The sequence below is a fragment of the Zhongshania aliphaticivorans genome, assembly GCF_902705875.1.
In the GTDB taxonomy this organism is placed as follows: domain Bacteria; phylum Pseudomonadota; class Gammaproteobacteria; order Pseudomonadales; family Spongiibacteraceae; genus Spongiibacter; species Spongiibacter aliphaticivorans_A.
Genome location: NZ_CACSIK010000002.1, coordinates 139,325 through 157,253 on the forward strand (window position 1 = coordinate 139,325; position 17,929 = coordinate 157,253).

The following is a 17,929-nucleotide window of genomic DNA, read 5'->3' on the forward strand; positions in this document are numbered from 1 at the left end:
GTTTTAGGTCTGTAACTTTTATGATGCCGGATATTGTAATGTGATTGATAGCTCGGAGTAAAAGAAAGTGTGTTTCTAGCTAAAACCTAGGGATTTAGTTGCTTAGATATCACACTCGTCGCGCGCTATTTCCTTTTGCACATCACTACAAAGCTTGGTAGTTTCAAAGCTATTATGCTTTTGTCACAACTGAAGGTGATTAATGCCGTTTAGCGCTAATTTAGGCCACCAGCGTTATGTTTTTACCGATCTAAGCATGTTGCTTGCAAAAGCGACTCCTGCGCGCTCGGGTGATCACCTAGCCGGTATTGCTGCCAGTAGCCACGAGGAGCGTGTCGCGGCCCAGTTTGCTTTGGCCGATGTTCCCCTCGTACATTTTCTTAATGAACTTGTTATTCCTTATGAAGCAGATGAAGTGTCGCGGCTCATTGTTGATCGTCACTGCCGCCAAGCTTTTCAGCCGGTAGCGCATCTTACCGTGGGTGGTTTTAGAGATTGGTTATTGTCAGACGCGGCAAGTACTCGTGTACTAACAGACTTAGCGCCGGGCTTAACGCCAGAAATGGTGGCGGCGGTGAGCAAATTAATGCGGGTTCAAGACCTGATTTTGGTCGCAAAGAAATGTGAGGTGATTACCCGATTTAGAAACACCCTTGGACTTAAGGGTCATTTTTCGACCCGCCTCCAACCCAACCACCCTAGCGATGATGCCGCGGGAATAGCCGCCAGTATTATCGATGGTTTGTTATACGCCAGTGGTGATGCGGTTATCGGAATTAATCCAGCATCAGACAATACCCAGACAGTATCGCGATTATTGTATTTGTTGGATGATGTTATCACTCGCTTTGCGATACCAAGCCAATCTTGCGTGTTAACCCACGTGACTACCACGCTAGAATTAATCAATCAGGGCGCGCCCGTTGATTTGGTGTTCCAATCTATTGCCGGCACTGAGCAGGCAAATAGCAGTTTTGGCATAAATCTGTCGGTTCTTGCTGAGGCGCAATCCGCTGCCCACTCATTACAGCGCGGCACGGTTGGCAATAACGTCATGTATTTTGAAACGGGCCAGGGGAGTGCGCTATCTGCGAATGCTCATCATGGTGTTGATCAGCAAACCTTAGAGGCGAGAGCTTACGCAGTGGCGCGTGCGTTTTCGCCCTTGCTGGTTAATACGGTAGTGGGCTTTATTGGCCCTGAATATCTATACAACGGTAAACAGATTATTAGGGCCGGATTGGAAGATCACTTCTGTGGCAAATTGCTGGGCCTGCCCATGGGCTGCGATATTTGCTACACCAATCATGCCGAAGCTGACCAAGATGATATGGACATGCTACTAACCCAGTTTGCTGCTGCGGGAGGGAGTTTTATCATGGGTATTCCCGGTGGTGACGATATTATGTTGAATTATCAAACTAGCTCATTCCATGATGCTTTGTATATTCGCCGTTTATTTGATTTGCCACCGGCACCTGAGTTTTTAGCATGGCTGCGCAGCTCAAAGATTATGGATGATAGTGGGGACTTGCTAACTGGTGGGGCGTTACCGCCAAAGTTTGTTGAGGCGCTGAGTTTTTAGGAGCAAGGATGACCGAGAACAGTGGTGATAAGCTTGGAAAAGATGTGTGGCGGGATTTACGACGTTATACCTCGGCGCGAATTGCTCAAGGGCGAAGTGGCGTGTCGATGCCGACGATGGCGAATTTACAATTCCAGCTAGATCATGCTCGGGCGCGAGATGCCGTGCATTTGGCTTTGAATATCCCCAAATTTATATCGCAGTATCGACACGTGTTTCCGGATATGACCGCGCCCATTGTATTACAAAGTGAAGCCGCTGACCGCGGCCAATACCTACAGCGGCCAGACCTTGGCCGGCGCTTACCCGAATCTCTGTGGCAAGATTTGCGTCATTTACAAAATGACAGCGTCGATATTGCTATCGTTGTCGCAGATGGCCTGTCATCAGCGGCCGTACAAGCGCATGCAATGCCATTTTTACGTTTACTCATTCCCTCCTTAAACGCGCAGTCACTTTCACTCGCACCCTTATCGCTTGCTAGCCAAGCGAGAGTTGCACTGGGGGATGATATTGGCGAGGCCTTAAAGGCGAAACTGGTGATTATGTTGATTGGGGAGCGGCCGGGGCTTAGCTCGCCAGACAGCCTTGGCGTGTATATAAGCTATGGGCCATACCGAGGATGTAGTGATGCCAATCGAAATTGTATTTCAAATATTAGAGCGGGAGGACTGAGTTATCAGCAAGCTTGCGACACGGCCTTATACCTAATTGTTCGCGCCTTAGACATGGGTTTGACGGGCGTAAACCTCAAAGACCAATCGGCGCTGGTAGAGTGTGAGAGTGGTCAGAAAATACCGTTTTTTGCCAAGTAATCTTATTGCTGCTGCCCTATGTCATAGCCCCTATTTATCTCATTGCATACGGATAAGCCCGTATCGGACCTTATCCAAACCGTAGCTACAATATCCATTGTAAAAATGTAAACATTAGTTGTGTCTGGTGCCAATAGGGGTGTCGATAGCTCACTAATATTGAGGTGTGGCCGTGGATACTCCCAAGACGCCAGATTGCGAAGATAAGCGCTTGGCATCGCTACAGGCGCTGAATATTTTGGATACGCCGTTTGAAGAACGATTTGAACGCATTACCCGATTTGCCAGCCAGCTATTTGATGTCCCCATTGCGCTAGTTAGCCTGATTGACCAAGACCGGCAGTGGTTTAAGTCAGCCCAAGGCTTAGATGTCCGTGAGACTTCACGCGCAATATCATTTTGCGGTCATACTATTTTAAGTCGTAATATTTTGACGACCCAAGATGCACTTAGTGACACCCGATTTTATGATAACCCCTTGGTGACCGGTGACCCGCATATCCGTTTTTATGCAGGTTGTCCTTTGCACACAGAAAGCGGCATGGCTTTGGGCACACTGTGTCTCATTGACCGTCGTCCACGGGAGTTAAATGACAATGACTTAGAGGCTTTGCGGGATTTGGCCTTAGTGATTGAGCGCGAAATCAATCAGCCAGAATTGAATATCATTGACGCAGTGACAAACCTTAGCAATCGCCATAGTTTTCTTGCCTTGGCTGAGAAAGGGCTCGCGTTGTGCTCTCGAAGCGCGACCCCAGTTTCACTGGTGTTTATTGAGTTAGACCGTGGCGAAGAGGGTGACGCCGAGGAAGAAAGTGCTGAACAAAAACGTATGTTGCTAAAGTTTGGCGAATATTTAAATAGTCGTTTGGATCAGTCCGCCCTTGTTGCACGGCTTGCCAAGAATCAGTTTGCAGTTTTGTTAATTGATGCATCCGTGGCAGAGGCAACCCTCGCTGTTATGCAATTTAATACCGCCGTTGAAGAACTGGGGCAGCAAGAGAAATGGTCGCATGCCCTGCGTTTTGATTTTGGAATAGCTGAATTTAATTCAGATCGACACACCACGGTAGAGAAGTTATTAGCTGATGCAGACCTTGCTATGTATGACAGCAAAAAACGTAAGCGATACGCGGCCATGAAAGTATGAGTCTCCGCTCTGCTGGTTTGTGTGTAGTTGAGCAGTGTTTAACTTAATTGATGCCTTACCTTGAAGAGTAGCAATTCCTGAGTACAGCTCGGCCGTTGGCGATTGAACTAGACAAGCCATAGGCTTACTATATTGAGCCAATTACAGATACAGCATCTGGAGTGAGTATGGCAGATATACAGTACCCAATTTCGGGGTCATGTCAGTGCGGTAATGTGCGCTATGAATTATTGTCTCCCCCCAAAAAAGTATTAGCTTGTCACTGCAAAGAATGCCAAAAGCTCTCCACTAGTGCCTTTAGTTTAACGGCGTTTGTCTCTGCGGATTCAGTGCGGTTTGAGGGTGAATTATTGCAGTGGAACCGCATGGCAGAGAGTGGTAATAAAAGCTACGCAAAGTTCTGTCCACGCTGTGGAAATCGTATATATCACTTTAACCCAGATCAGCCCGACGAATTAAAGTTAAAAGCCGCTAATTTAAGCGATACCCGTGTGCTGCAACCACAAGCTCATATTTGGGTTAGCCAGAAGCAGGATTGGTTTCAGATTCCTGAGGGAGTGGCGCAGTTTGATAAGCAGCCCTGAGTTTGCACATAAACGCTTACACGCGCTGCTGATCTTACTTTTGGCATTCATAACCGTAGCTTGTAGTCAGCGGCAGATTTATGAGGCTAGCCATGCCAACCGCTTACAAGAATGTGAAAAGTTATTGCCGGCACAGTATCAGGCCTGCGTCGATGAATACGGAGAATCGTATGACGACTATCAGCGGCGTAAAACGGATAAGTAAGGCATTGTGAGTGAAGTTGCGACGTCTACTGTCATCTTAATAATTTTCTAATGGCCTTGAATAAAGTGGTAAACTGCGACTGATCCTGCCGTTTAATGTAATCGCCCCAACGATGTAAGTGAGCATTCATGCCAAGAAAATTCATTGAGATACCTGAACGTTTTCCCTTTAGCACCACTTATACAGTTTTGTATTCGGATGTTAACGTTGCAAATCATCTAGCGGCTGATCGAATTCCCGCCATCGCGATTGAGGCACAGCTGCGATACATTATTGCCTTAGGGTATGAGCATGCCACGGCTTTTGAAGAGGCCGGATTGATTATGGCGCATTCAGAAATATCCTATATTAATGAGACGGATTATGCCGATACATTGCGTATTGACGTCGTCGCTACCAACTTTGCTCATAAAAGTTTCGAGCTGGTATTTCGCATATTTAATGAAAGCAAAAACTTAGAGACGGCCCGATTGCGTAATACTATGTTGTTTTTTGATTACAATACGAAGTCCGTAGTGGAAGTGCCGCAAACGTTTAAAGAGAAAGTCGCAGAGATGTAGGCTTAGTGGATGACGCGTGAGATGCAATTAAGGATAAAGAAAGCCATGACGGTTTTTAGAGCATGTTTGCTGCTATTGATCTCGGTTAGCGTCAATGCAAATGAGCAGGAGCGGTTACCGAAATGGGAGCTTGGCGCAGGATTGGCGACAATTCATTTACCAGATTATCCCGGTGCCGATCAAAGTCAAAGTTACACTCTGCCCTTCCCTTATATTATCTACCGCGGGGCGCGCATAAAAGCTGGCCGAGATGGTTTGCGAGGTTTGCTGTTTCAAGGTAGTCGCTGGGATCTTGATATATCTGCCGGTGGCAGTTTGCCCGTTAATAGCGAAGACAATCGTGCTCGCGAGGGCATGGATGATCTCGACATTAGTCTGGAGCTGGGGCCTTCCTTGCGATTGAAGTTTCTTGATAAACCCGACCATAAAATCCAGTTTCGCCTCAATTTACGCGCCTTGTTAGCAGCAGATGATTTCCCTGCCATGGATTACGAAGGCTGGCTGTTTAATCCAGAGCTTCGCTGGCGCAAGCATTATGGTGAGCGCTATTTGGCCGGTAGCACCTTGCAGTTACGCTACGGCAACAGTAGTTACCACGATTATTTTTATGGAGTGGCACCGCAATTTGCGACTGCAACACGTTCGGCGTATCAGGCCGAGCGAGGCTATAACAGTGTTGGTATCCGTGGTTTCATTGCCGCCAAGCTTGATCGCAATTGGCGGGTGACCGCATCCCTTGGGTATTATGATCTGCATGATGCCGTGTTTAACGACAGTCCCCTTTTCCGCAAAAATAGTGGCGCTTACTTCGGTCTGTCGATTTCTAGGATACTGTGGCGTTCGTCGTCGACAGCCAGCCCTGCTCGCATTGATAAAGTAGAATTGTAAGCAGCGCTTATTGCCAAGCGGTGTTGCTATCTCAACAATAAAAAACCTTATATGACTCCTTGGTGTCCGTCTCAATGCTGGACGGATTACGGTACAATCTACAGCATTGAATAATGCTGAGCTTGTCCCTATGTCTGCCTCCCCTCTTCATCTTACGGCCGTTGTTATCGGGGGTGGCCCCGCAGGCTTAATGGTGGCGGAGCAGTTAAGTAATGCGGGTGTGATTGTCGACCTCTACGACGCCAAGCCCACTGTCGGCCGCAAATTTTTACGGGCCGGCATAGGCGGTTTAAACCTTACTCACAACGAAGATTGGTCAGATTTTGTGAGCCGTTATGACGAGAAAGCTGAGGTTTTGCGTCCGGCCTTAGAGGGTTTTAATGCAACAGCGTTACGAGCTTGGGCGGCAGATTTAGGTGTTGAAACCTTTGTTGGCAGCTCGGGGCGAGTGTTTCCCATAGAGAAAAAAGCGGCACCGCTGTTGCGTCGTTGGCTCAGCCGCTTGCGGGAAAACGGTGTACGCATCCACAGTCGGCATCGCTGGATGGGCTGGAATGAAAAGGGCGATATTGTCATACAGAGTCCCACCGACGTCTTAACGGTAAAGGCCGAGATGCTATTTTTTGCGCTGGGTGGCGGCAGTTGGTCTGCACTGGGTTCCGATGGCCACTGGTTGGCTAAATTTAAAGAAAATAACATTGAATGTAAGGACTTTCGTCCTAGTAACTGTGGGTTTAATTACCCTTGGCCAATGGATTTAACGCAGGCATATAGTGGCGCGCCGATAAAATCGATTGCGATTTCGGTACAAGATGCCAAGGGTCAGGAATGGCGTCAGCGTGGTGACGCTGTTATTTCATTTTATGGAATAGAGGGTGGGCCGGTGTATGCGATATCTGCGCCCATACGTGATGCCATAGAACAGTATGGTCATTGCACCGTGTATTGGGATTTAGATCCTAATCGGTCTTTAGCTGCGCTGCAAAAGGTGTTGGCTAAGCGGCGACCAAAAGACTCTTTGGCCAATGTGCTGCGCAAGCAATGTGGTTTAAGCGGAGCAAAACTGGCGCTGTTTAAAGCACTGACAAGTAAGCAGCAGATGGCCGATATTGACGGTATTCCCGCGTTAATAAAATGCTTGCCGCAAACCTTTACCAGTGCCCGTCCAATAGACGAAGCAATCAGCACGGATGGCGGGATTAGTTTTTCTGCCGTAGATGATAAGTTCATGTTAAAGCGAGTCGCTAACACCTATTGTGTCGGCGAAATGTTAGATTGGGAAGCGCCCACTGGAGGGTATTTATTAACGGCATGTTTTGCAACGGCTGTATGGGCGGCGCAACATGCTTTGGCGGTACGTGCTGCCAGAGTGAGCTAGACAATAAAATATTCACGGAGAAGAAATTCACGGAGAAAAAATGGCTATTATTGAATTTTCTAAGCACGAGAAAGAAATCATTATTGCTAAAGTTCAACGTTACTTTGAAGATGAGCTACATCAAGAACTCGGGAAATTTGACGCTGAATTTTTAACCGATTTTTTCTCCGAAGAAGTCGGTGCGTACTTCTATAACCGTGGTTTACATGATGCAAAGCTCTTGATGGAAGAGAAGTTGGCAGATATCAGTGATGCCCTCTATGAAATAGAAAAGCCAACGACATTTGTGCGATAAAATGAATTGTTAACAATAAGGGAGTGGCTGCGTTAATGGAATTACAGGAATTACTAGCGTGCGATGGTCACAGCATTGTTTTAATGCCCAGTGATGCCAGCGCGCGTCAGTGTCGAGATCGTATTGCGCGTTTGCGTGGCAGCCATGATCAAGCGTTTATAGAAACAGTGACGGTAATGCCGGTTGATCAATGGCTGGCGGAGCTGTGGGATGGGACTTTTCCCGCCAAACAAGTTTTACGCCCTATTCAGTTATTGGCGTTGGCTAGAGATATTATTGAGAAAAGCGAGTTTTATCCGCAAGACTGTCTTAATAGCATGGCGATCACTCGGCAGTTTGTAGATGCATTCCAGTTACATGCGCAATATCAATTAAGTAGTGATGAGGACTACTATCGATTCTCAGCGGAATATCAGGCGTTTTACCACTGGCGTCAGACCATGCAGGATAAGCTGGATGAACAGTCTGCGTTAAGCGGGCAACAGTTGCCTGATCAATTGTGTAATTTATTGCAAGACGCAATCTTAGATTTACCGGATCAACTTGTTTTAAGTGAAGATATAACACTTAGCCCATCAGTTAGCACGTTTATTCAATCCTGCGCTGAACAAACAAATTTGGTGACTTTGTCAGAATCAAGGCCTTCACCACCGCTGCCAAAATTTTGCTCTACACAACAAATGAGCCAAGAGTGCGAGGCCGTAGTGGCGTGGTTGCTAACTATTTTTAAGCGTGGCAATGTTGATGGAAAAGCACTTGATGGTGCCTTGGTCGCGATTCTGGTGCCAGATATGAATCGTTACCGAGCCGCGTTGACAAATGTTTTACAGCGGCAATTTTATCCCAGTGGACTTTTTCCCTCCGCTGATTTTTCGGCACGTGAGCCTTGGGTTTTTGAGTCCAGCGAAACCTTAATGTCTTATCCATTGATAAAATCGGCTTGGGATTTAATTTCACTGAGTGCTCGCGCCCTGCCCTTGGAGCAATTAAGTCGGATTTTGCGCTCTCGTTTTGTCCGAGGGTGGCCTGAATCACGCAGTGTAAGAGCAACATTAGATATTCGTTGGCGAGAATATTTGAGCCCAGAAACCACACTTCGCAATGCTATATCGCTGGCGCGGAAACTTGAGCAACAAGATCCCACCGTCAGTGATGTATTGCATGATTTGGAGGCAATCCTCAAGAGCATGCCGGCACGTCAATTACCATCGTCGTGGGTGCGTTTCTTTGATCAATTGTTACTGAATTCAGGTTGGCCAAATACCAGTGATGATGACGTCGTAGTTGAACAGTGTCGTCGTGGCTTTAGTCAGGCAATGGATGTATTTCGTGCGCTTGATCGACAGCTTGGCGAGGTCAGTCACGACACCGCACTTTCGTGGTTACAGCATATTCTCAGTACCAAGCGTTTTTCGGTAAGCCGTGACTGGGCCTGCCCCATTCGGATCATGGAATATGACGATGCCATTGGCCTGCAATTTGATGCCACCTGGATAATGGGTTTGGATGATAACGCCTTGCCGCGACGGGTAGAGCCATCACCTTTTTTACCCCTAGAGTTACAACGGCAGGCAAAATACCCAAACAGTGATCCGGGGCTGTGTTTGCAGCGTGACCAAGAAGTTTTATCGCGCTTGCTGAGCTCAGCTCCTCAGGTACATATAAGCCACAGTCGAGAAAATGAGGCAGGTAGCCCCCTCGGTCCCTGTACTCTGTTACCCGATTATCAAAACGATCAACCACTGACTGCGCAAAATCAATTTGTGACACACGGCGCAGTGCTGTGGCCTGCAACTGACCATGTGCGGCCGGTTGATTCTAGCCAGCGCGCATCGGTACGCGGTGGCACCGGTTTATTTAAAGAATATGCCAGCAGTCCATTTTTTGCTTTTTTAAAATACCGCTTAAATTTACGGGAGTTTCCTGAGGCAGCAGAAGGTCTCGATCATCGTGTGCAGGGTATTTTGGTTCACGACACCATGGAGCATGTCTGGAAGACACTGCAAGCCAAGCAGGCATTAGATGCACTCAGCGACTTGCAGTTAGAAGCCTTGGTTAGAGCAAGCTGCGAACGCGCTTTAGAAAACCCCGAACTGAGTGTGGCCAGGTATGGTGAGTCGCTACTGAATATAGAAAAAGAGCGGGTGATCAGCTTAGTTTGTGCGTGGATGGATAAGAACGAGCGTCAACGCGTGCAAGACTTTGAGGTGATATCTACGGAGCAATTAATAGAAAGCGAAATCAAGGGTATTCCACTGAGGCTTCGCATGGACCGCATCGATAATATTGCTGGTAAGCATTTAGTCATTGATTATAAAACCGGCACTATCGACGGTCGCGCACTGAGTGTTGATAACTTAAGTGAACCTCAGCTACCGATATACGTGCTGGCAAGCGATGGCCAATCTAAAGCCTTAGACGGTGTCATGTTGGCGCAATTAAAAAGTCCTGACGATTTGAAAATTCATATGCGCAGTAACTGGGCTAACAGCGTGGTGGCAAAAAAAGCACACGCTAGCGATGTCGACAGTCCGGAAAAATGGCAGGCCGAATTAGAGGCCTGGTCCACAGCATTAGAAACTATGGCAATGGGCATTTTGGCAGGAAATATCGAGCACGATTTCAGCAAGAATCACAGTCGCGGTTTTAGCACTTTTTTACTGCCCTTACTACGAGATGTGGGAATAGAGGAGGAAGCAGAATGAGTCAGTTTTCTCGTCCACCCGATCAAGATCAGCGCGAACTAGCGGTCAACCCTCGCCACTCAGTATTGGTGCGTGCACCTGCCGGCTCAGGTAAAACCGGTGTCTTGTTACTGCGATATTTACATTGCTTGCTGGCGGTAGAGCAGCCTGAAACGGTTGTTGCCATTACCTTCACCAATAAGGCTGCGGGTGAAATAAAAGAGCGGGTGATATCGGCCCTGCAAGCTGGTGCAGCGGCGTTACAGGGTGTTGCTGAGGGCGAGGCTTTAGAGCCAGCAGACAGTGGTTTTGAGCATGATATTCGCGAGGCAGTGTTTAAGGTCTTGGCAAAAGACAGAGCTAATCATTGGCATTTGTTAAACAATAGTGCTCGCCTAAGAATCACGACCTTTGACAGCTTTTGTGGCAGCTTGGTGCGCCGCCTCCCCTTGTTGTCTGGGCTTGGCGCGGCAGTGCCGGTGACTGATGCTGATGCCTTGTACCGCGAGGCCATTCTCAGTTTGTTCAGGCAATTGGATGAGCCACATTGCCCCCCTGCTCTCGCCACCGCACTACAAAAATTATTGGCCTATGGCAGTAATCGAATAGAGACCTTGCTACCGTTATTGTCGGCTTTGCTGGCAAAGCGTGATCAGTGGCTTCGCGATGTTATCAGTGGCGACCTTGATGCAATGGAAGAAGCCTTGATAACCGAAGTGGCGTCGTCATTTGAGCCGGCGTGGTCAGCGTTACAGGATTTGAATATTGACCAGTTGATTGCCGGATTTACTCTTTCGTCGGCCAGTAATGAAGATCACGCGTGGGCTGCAGATTTACGCAGCAGCAAGGAACTTACGATTGCTGAGTTTGATCTGGTGCAAACCCTCGCTCAGGCCATGCTCAGTGGCAAAGGAGAATTATATAAACCGCGGTCATTAAATCATGCTGGCTTAAAGTCGGGCCAAGCAGGTAATGCAGAGGCCAAAGCATGGCTTAAGGGTTTAGAAGACGACGGTTTGTTTGAAGAGGCATCCGCGCATCTTGCCTGTATTGCCAGTCTGCCACCGCCGTATTTTCCAGAGACGAGCCGCGAGTTAGTCGGTCACTTTCGTATCGCCCTCGCCTATTTGTTGGCGCATTTAAGGCTAAGTTTTGAACACAAAGGCGGCGTTGATTTTGGCGAGATTGCCCAGCGAGCCATTACTGCGCTCGGTGCTGAACACGGCGAAATAGTCGGCGAGGCGCTATTGGTAGAAGATCGAGTACAGCATATTCTGGTCGATGAAATGCAAGATACCTCGGTTAGCCAAATAGAGTTACTAGAAGCTTTATGCCAGGGCTGGGAAGACGACGATGGTCGCAGTGTGTTCTTTTGCGGTGACGTACAGCAGTCGATTTATGCGTTTCGCGGTAGTTTAGTGAGTTTATTTGATGAGCTGCAACAGCGAGGTAATTTTGCTGGAAAATCGCTAATGCCATTGCAGTTAAAGGCAAATTTTAGGTCATCTCCCGACCTTGTTAATTGGGTTAATGACGGTTTTAAAATCTTATTTACAGATCGCGGCCGCTATTATGAGCCCGCTTTGCCACAGCGAGAAAACCCCGGAAAAGTCCATATTCACCCTCAACTACTCGGCCAAAAAGTAGATGCCAAGCTCAGTGCAGGGCAGGCAGAAGCGCGCGCTATTGTAGAGCTTATTCAGCAGCAACAGGCCGCTGGTATAAACACGGGTAAAACGTCATCGGTGGCTATATTAGTGCGCAATCGGGGACATTTAAAACATATCGTACCGGCATTGAAGGCGGCGGGACTGACCTTCTCTGGCCAAGATATAGACAGCCTAACAGCCACGCCTGCGGTAATGGATTTTATGGGACTGCTCCGCGCCCTGTGGCATGAGGCAGATAATGTAGCGTGGGCGCGGGTATTGCGAGCGCCGTTTGTTGGCATGAGCTGGGATGACCTGTTGGTATTAAGGCAAGCGGGCGGCCTACTCCGTGATGCCATTATGAATACCGATAGCTCGCTATCGCTGAGCACAGAAGGTCAGCAAGCACTAGCTCACCTTAGAGACACGATTAACTGGATAGAAAGTTGTCCGCAAAGCCGAGACCTTCGTTGGGCCTTGCGCAGTGCATGGTATTTGCTGGGTGGCCCAGTGTGTATTGAGTCGCACCAGCAAAGCGATATAGATAGGGTTTTGGGTTTACTTGATGAATATGCACCGGCGGGCTTATTAGAAGATGTGCGCGTATTAGAGCGAGCCATAGAGCGACTTTATGCTACGCCGCCCAGCAGCCATATCGAGCTTATGACGATTCATAAATCTAAAGGTCTTGAATTCGATGTGGTGATACTGCCGGGGACCGGTGCGGCTGGCCGGAATGCCGATCGCGATTTATTGGCGTGGCAGCGCTTGCGTGGCCATATGATTTTTGCCCCCAAGCCTCAGCGTTCAGGACGAGATCCTGGCGCTGAAAAACTGTACAACTACATGAGTGAGCGTCAAGCGCAGGCCTTGGACGAAGAAGTGGATCGCTTAATCTACGTGGCGCTCACCCGTGCAAAGCGCGAGTTACATATATTTGGCAAGGCGCAAATTAATAGCAAAGGGGATGTGGCCGCGACCTCAGGCAGTATTTTACATCGTTTGTGGGCCAGCGTTGGTGATGCATTTGAGCGCGCCGAGCCCATTGAGACCGATGATGATACTGCGCCGTTACGGGTGCCCACGGCTCCGCGATTACGAGACTTTAGTGTGGCTTGCAATCCAGTGTGGCAGCCACCAGAGCCGGCTGAGTCACCTTTGCAGCGTGCTCAGCGTCAAACAGAAAATGCGGTACTCGAAGATAATATTGAAGAACGGGCGGTGGGGATTGTTTTTCACGAGCTGATGGAGCGTTTGGGGCGGCGGAACGACCGCGATCAATGGCTGGCAAACAATGCGCGCTTGCAAGCGGGTATTACTCAGCGATTAAGGCATCATTGCCACCCCGAACCGGCGCTGGAATTGAGCGTGGCAAGGGTGATGGAGCTGGTGAGCAATACGCTGGCTTGTCGCCACGGACAGTGGATTCTAGATAGTTATCAGTGGCAAGCCAGTGAGCAGACCATACGCAGAATGATTGGTGGGCAATGGCAGACGCTGATTTTGGATCGCGTGTTTATAGATCAAGGCCATTGTTGGATTGTCGATTATAAGACCGCCAAGGCCAAGGGGAATCTGCAACGCTTTTTGGACGAGCAAGCTGGTCGATATCACACAAAAATGCGTATTTATCAGCAAGCTTTACATGCAACTGGGGTAGAATGCCCCATCACCACGGCGTTGTATTTTCCCGCTCATCAACATTTGTTGGTTCTGGATAAAGCGTAACGCGCAAAAGTAAAAAAGAGAAAAGACTAGCCTGTGAAGGCTGCATTAGGAATGATTTACTACATGAAACACGTGCTTGCTTATGCTTTATTGTCGATGTTATTGGTCGCCTGCTCTCCCTATAAACCGGTAAAGCCGGCACCATCGGCAAACAATTTAGATGTGATGCCAATAGAAGAAAATTTACAGCTTGATCAAGAAGATGATGAGATAATTAGCATACCGAGCAGCGAATCGCGGCAGATGTTGCTTGGTAAATGGTACGGTGTTCGTAAACTGAAAGACGGTGGTCAGAAAGAGTGGCTCACCGAGCGATCTGCAGATGGCACATACCGAGTTGATTTCCGTTTTGTTTCTGCTGACGGTAGTGCGAGGTCACAATCTGAAGTTGGTTTTTGGGGTGTGTCTGGCGATATTTACTTCCGCATTTTTCGAGGCTGGGTCACGCTTAACGGCATGAAACCGGCGGACCCTACTGTGGCAGACCACTATGACGCCTATCGCATCGACGGATTGGACAATGACTATTTTAGCTATGTGCATCAGACCCGAGGTCAGCAATACACCGTAAAGAAAATGCCCAATGAGTTTCGTCTGCCAGTAACCCTTAAGAATCAAGAAACAGAGCCGCTGACCTTTAGCTATTGAGTTAGCTATTGGTCTGTTTGAGACGCCTGCCAAGACGTAGCGGCACTGATTTTTTCATCGTCAAATACCCCAAGTCGGCGAGCTCGTTTTGCCCATAATTCCCGAGCTAATACTTGCATATCGACGGTGGGGTCGGTCTCATCCACAATCTCCATGCCCAGCATGGTTTCGATTAAATCTTCCATCGTCACCAAGCCCATTACACTGCCATACTCATTAACGACGAGTGAAATTTGTAAGCGCATTTCAGTCATCTTTTTAAGTAGCTCAGAGGTAGGTTGTGAATCTGGCACCACTAAGAAATCCCGACGTAAACTACTCAGGGGCGCATTGGGACTGCGCGCCATGGCCAACATAAGCTCGTCTTTGCGGATATAACCGGTGATATTGTCTTTGTCGTCGGCGTAAACGGGAATTCGTGAGAATCGAATGGCATCGTTGCCCTCCACTACCTCGCTAACCTGCGCGTCCTCCGCGAGACTAAAAATAACCAAGCGGGGTGTCATTACATCTTTGGCCTGCAGGGCGCGAAAGCGAATAAGGCTGGCAACGGCGCTGGATTCTTCCTGATCTAAAATACCTTCGCTGACGGCAACTTCGGCTAGAGCGACAAACTCCTCACGGCTGATTGAGTGTGATGATGCTCCCCGCGACAGCAAAGACGTAATGCCCTGAGCCATGATCACCAAGGGATACATCGACCACATCACGAATTTCAACACAACGGCACAGGGCGGAGCCAATTGCCGCCAAAATAGCGCGCCAAGGGTTTTGGGAATGATTTCGGAAATCACCAAAATCAACAGGGTCAAGATGGCAGAAATAAGGCCAAAATAGGCTTCACCAAATAAAGCCGTGGCCTGAGCACCGGCACCGGCGGCACCCACCGTATGGGCAATGGTATTCAGGCTTAAAATCGCCGCCAAAGGGCGGTCAACGTCAGTTTTATAGTCACCCCACAATTGGCCGTTGCGATGCCCCCGCTCCTGCTCTGCGGCAATATATGACGGTGTAACGCTTAATAGCACCGCTTCTAGAACAGAACATAAAAACGACACGCCCAAGGCAATGGCGATATAAATGAATAGTAAAATCATAATTAATCGAATCTGAAGATAGTTAGACGATTGCCGCATTGCCACCTATTAAAGTCAATACTTACAGGAGGAAAAATACTGCTTCGCAAGCGTAGATAATATTATAGGGGCTGACATAGAGATCGATACCTTGCCCAAGACCTAATCCGCATTCACGTTAGTGAAGCGCTTGGCTAGAAGAAGCGGGCTCTTTAACCCAGCATGCAGTCACCTAAGTTGTTGATTTATATTGAGACGGGTTTATGATCAAGGCAAGGGAATGAATAAAAGAGTAAGGAGCTAGTCTTGCTAATATCGGCGGTCTTTTCCAATGTGTATATCCATAACTCTTTGATATTCTGAGTTTTTAGATTCCAATCTAGATTGGATATCAGTAGCCGAGAGCCAAAATGATATTAGGCCGCAGTCTTCATGACAACTGTTAGCTTTCTGTTTCTTATCGTTTATGTCAATCTGCTCACATTTTAAAAACATACCCCATTGGAGTATACTTTGATCTATAAGACCAAAGTTTTTGCTTCTTTAACGAAAAAAGAAGCGCTATCAGACAATGATCTTATTAATGCTTGTAAGGAAATGAGTAACGGACTTTTTGATGCTGAATTAGGTGGCAATGTTTACAAAAAGCGTATTGCGTCAGGCAACAAAGGAAAAAGCGGAGGGTACCGTACTATAGTCGGTGCTGTTATAGGGGGTAAGTATTTTTTCCTATATGCGTTTGCTAAAAATGATAGAGCTAATATCAATGCAAAAGAGAAACTAGCTCTAAAAGAGTTAGCAAAAGAGTTTTTAGAATTTGGTTTGGATGAGCTTAACCAATTAATAGATGGTGGCGAGCTCATTAAGGTGGGTGAATTATGAGTGACATTTTAAAAGCAGTACACAAAACAGCAAAAGGTTTGCAAAAATCAGGTGCAATTAACAAAACCACGATGCGAAAGTTTGATGCTCTGTGTTTAACAACTATTCATGAGTTCACACCGGAGCAAGTGCGTACCCTTAGGCAAAAAAACAACCTTTCCCAGCCAGTATTTGCTCGTTATTTTAATGTCAGTGATAAATTAGTCAAAAAATGGGAACAAGGTGAGAGTAAACCGAGAGGTGCAGCATTGAAAATGTTATCTCTAGCTGAAAAAAAAGGCCTTGAAGTAATCGCGTGATCAAAAGCTAACAAGTAAATCAACAAGATTAAAAAGCTTGGCTAACTTCAATCCTCGGTAATATAGCCAACTTTTTAAACTCGCTATTTAGACGGTATATTTTTAGGGGAGAGATGTGAGTTATTACAAAAAAATGATAGTGTGTGTTTTAGCAATATTTGCATTTGCTGGATGCTCTTCTCAGAAAATAGGACAAGCGGTCTACGATGGTCTAAAAACTACAGAGTGTTCGAAGACAACAGGCGACCCATATTGTCATTCAAATGCGAATCCCAATCCCAATGAGCGTTAATTCCTTGTCAGCAGATATGAAATAAAACTAGGCCCAGCTAAATGACTTCCGAGGTTTGAGGTCGACGTTGAGATTGCAGAATAACCCTACCCAAGTTCAATTTGACAATCTGCCAATACCAACCCTGAGTCGAGGTTTAACAGATACTAGCCGAGCATGATTTTACCATCAGCTAGCCAGTACGAATTTCTATGATGGAGTCGCCATATAAGCACGCTAGCCGTGCCGTTACCCGCTCATGCTAGACTTAGGATATTGATATTTGGTGCAATTTTGGTTCTTGTCGCTGCTATTTATTGCAGCCTTCAACATTGACCACATTAAAAGCCGGTGACTATACTCAAGCTTCAACCCTAAACAAGCGTAATACCATGGAAGAAAAAACAATAATTCGGGCCTTTGGTGTGACTGATATTGGCCAAGTGCGCAGTCATAATGAAGATGCTATCCATTTAGCAAGCGAGCAGGGGTATGTATTGGTGGCTGATGGCATGGGCGGCCATAACGCGGGTGAAGTCGCTAGCGCCTTGGCAATAGAAGGGTTTACGCAGTTTTTGGAAGAAGACAGTGAAAGCGATGAAACCGTTGCAGAACTATCAGAGTTTTCCCCGCAAACCTTAGCCTTGCGTAATGCCGTTTACGCAGCAAACACCGTTATTTACGAAAACGCACAGCAAAACAGTGCCCGCAAAGGTATGGGTACTACCCTTGTGTCGGCTAGTTTTGTTGGAGCGCGCTTAGCAGTGGCCCATGTGGGTGATTCTAGGTTGTATCGTTTTCGCGAAGGTTTTTTAGATCAATTGACGACGGATCACACCTTGGTTCAAGAAATGGTCGATCGTAAGGTGTACTCAGAGGATGAAGCGCGTAATTCTCGCAATAAGAATGTGATAACTCGCGCTTTAGGTCTGGCGGATATTGTAGAAGTAGACCTAATGGAAGCGCTGCTGCGTGAAGGCGATCTGTACGTGCTGTGTTCAGATGGTTTAACGGGGATGGTGGAAGACAGCGATATTGCCGACGTTTTGGCCGCAAATGACATGGCGCCAGAGCGCGCTGCGACACAATTATTGAAAATGGCGAATAATTCCGGTGGCAATGATAATATTTCGATTATTGTAGTGCGTGTCGACAAGGTTGTAGCTGGGCAGGAAAGCACCTCAGAAGAGGAACTGGACTGGTTTGATTAGTGTGATACCGCAGTTAGTTTG

At 47.4% G+C, this 17,929-nt stretch carries 16 protein-coding genes; 15 read left to right on the forward strand and 1 reads right to left on the reverse strand.

Features of this window, described 5'->3' with window-relative positions:
* The first annotated feature begins 202 nt into the window (after positions 1–202).
* The 12 genes from AELLOGFF_RS14120 (at position 203) to AELLOGFF_RS14175 (ending at position 14,169) form a co-directional block, all read left to right on the forward strand.
* The gene (locus AELLOGFF_RS14120; protein ID WP_159269548.1) at positions 203–1,585 is read left to right on the forward strand and encodes an ethanolamine ammonia-lyase subunit EutB; all 1,383 of its coding nucleotides are present in this window, start codon (positions 203–205) and stop codon (positions 1,583–1,585) included.
* An 8-nt stretch (positions 1,586–1,593) separates the two neighbouring features.
* Positions 1,594–2,400 (forward strand): ethanolamine ammonia-lyase subunit EutC, encoded by an 807-nt coding sequence (gene eutC, locus AELLOGFF_RS14125; protein ID WP_159269549.1) that lies wholly within the window; start codon positions 1,594–1,596, stop codon positions 2,398–2,400.
* A 172-nt stretch (positions 2,401–2,572) separates the two neighbouring features.
* Positions 2,573–3,550, forward strand: a complete 978-nt coding sequence (locus AELLOGFF_RS14130) for a sensor domain-containing diguanylate cyclase (protein ID WP_159269550.1) — start codon at positions 2,573–2,575, stop codon at positions 3,548–3,550.
* A 167-nt stretch (positions 3,551–3,717) separates the two neighbouring features.
* Positions 3,718–4,134 (forward strand): GFA family protein, encoded by a 417-nt coding sequence (locus AELLOGFF_RS14135; protein WP_159269551.1) that lies wholly within the window; start codon positions 3,718–3,720, stop codon positions 4,132–4,134.
* The gene (locus tag AELLOGFF_RS14140; protein WP_159269552.1) at positions 4,118–4,339 is read left to right on the forward strand and encodes a hypothetical protein; all 222 of its coding nucleotides are present in this window, start codon (positions 4,118–4,120) and stop codon (positions 4,337–4,339) included. The genes AELLOGFF_RS14135 and AELLOGFF_RS14140 overlap by 17 nt, the downstream gene beginning before the upstream one ends.
* A gap of 128 nt (positions 4,340–4,467) precedes the next feature.
* Positions 4,468–4,899, forward strand: a complete 432-nt coding sequence (locus tag AELLOGFF_RS14145) for an acyl-CoA thioesterase (RefSeq protein WP_159269553.1) — start codon at positions 4,468–4,470, stop codon at positions 4,897–4,899.
* 45 nt (positions 4,900–4,944) lie between these two features.
* Positions 4,945–5,787, forward strand: coding sequence for a MipA/OmpV family protein (locus AELLOGFF_RS14150; protein ID WP_159269554.1), 843 nt, complete (start codon positions 4,945–4,947; stop codon positions 5,785–5,787).
* 130 nt (positions 5,788–5,917) lie between these two features.
* Complete coding sequence (locus AELLOGFF_RS14155; protein WP_159269555.1) at positions 5,918–7,165, forward strand: TIGR03862 family flavoprotein; 1,248 nt, start codon at positions 5,918–5,920, stop codon at positions 7,163–7,165.
* Between the two features lie 40 nt (positions 7,166–7,205).
* A complete protein-coding gene (locus AELLOGFF_RS14160; protein WP_159269556.1) occupies positions 7,206–7,460 on the forward strand; it encodes a DUF2164 domain-containing protein in 255 nt (84 codons plus the stop codon).
* Positions 7,461–7,495: 35 nt separating this feature from the next.
* Positions 7,496–10,165, forward strand: a complete 2,670-nt coding sequence (locus AELLOGFF_RS14165; protein WP_159269557.1) for a PD-(D/E)XK nuclease family protein — start codon at positions 7,496–7,498, stop codon at positions 10,163–10,165.
* On the forward strand, positions 10,162–13,521 hold the full coding sequence (locus tag AELLOGFF_RS14170) for a UvrD-helicase domain-containing protein (RefSeq protein WP_159269558.1): 3,360 nt from the start codon (positions 10,162–10,164) through the stop codon (positions 13,519–13,521). Before AELLOGFF_RS14165 ends, AELLOGFF_RS14170 begins: the two co-directional genes overlap by 4 nt.
* Positions 13,522–13,584: 63 nt before the next feature.
* Positions 13,585–14,169, forward strand: a complete 585-nt coding sequence (locus tag AELLOGFF_RS14175) for a hypothetical protein (RefSeq protein ID WP_159269559.1) — start codon at positions 13,585–13,587, stop codon at positions 14,167–14,169.
* A gap of 5 nt (positions 14,170–14,174) precedes the next feature.
* On the opposite strand, the gene AELLOGFF_RS14180 is transcribed toward AELLOGFF_RS14175, so the two are convergent.
* Complete coding sequence (locus tag AELLOGFF_RS14180) at positions 14,175–15,266, reverse strand: CNNM domain-containing protein (protein ID WP_159269560.1); 1,092 nt, start codon at positions 15,264–15,266, stop codon at positions 14,175–14,177.
* A gap of 492 nt (positions 15,267–15,758) precedes the next feature.
* Between AELLOGFF_RS14180 and AELLOGFF_RS14185 the strand changes: the two genes are divergently transcribed.
* From AELLOGFF_RS14185 to AELLOGFF_RS14195, 3 genes are all read left to right on the forward strand, one after another.
* Positions 15,759–16,127 carry a type II toxin-antitoxin system RelE/ParE family toxin gene (locus tag AELLOGFF_RS14185; protein ID WP_200842734.1) on the forward strand — a complete coding sequence of 123 codons (369 nt, stop codon included), beginning with the start codon at positions 15,759–15,761 and terminating at the stop codon, positions 16,125–16,127.
* Positions 16,124–16,426, forward strand: coding sequence for a helix-turn-helix domain-containing protein (locus tag AELLOGFF_RS14190; RefSeq protein ID WP_159269561.1), 303 nt, complete (start codon positions 16,124–16,126; stop codon positions 16,424–16,426). The genes AELLOGFF_RS14185 and AELLOGFF_RS14190 overlap by 4 nt, the downstream gene beginning before the upstream one ends.
* A 663-nt stretch (positions 16,427–17,089) precedes the next feature.
* Entirely contained in the window at positions 17,090–17,908 is an 819-nt protein-coding gene (locus AELLOGFF_RS14195) for a Stp1/IreP family PP2C-type Ser/Thr phosphatase (protein ID WP_159269562.1), read from the forward strand.
* Positions 17,909–17,929: the final 21 nt, after the last annotated feature.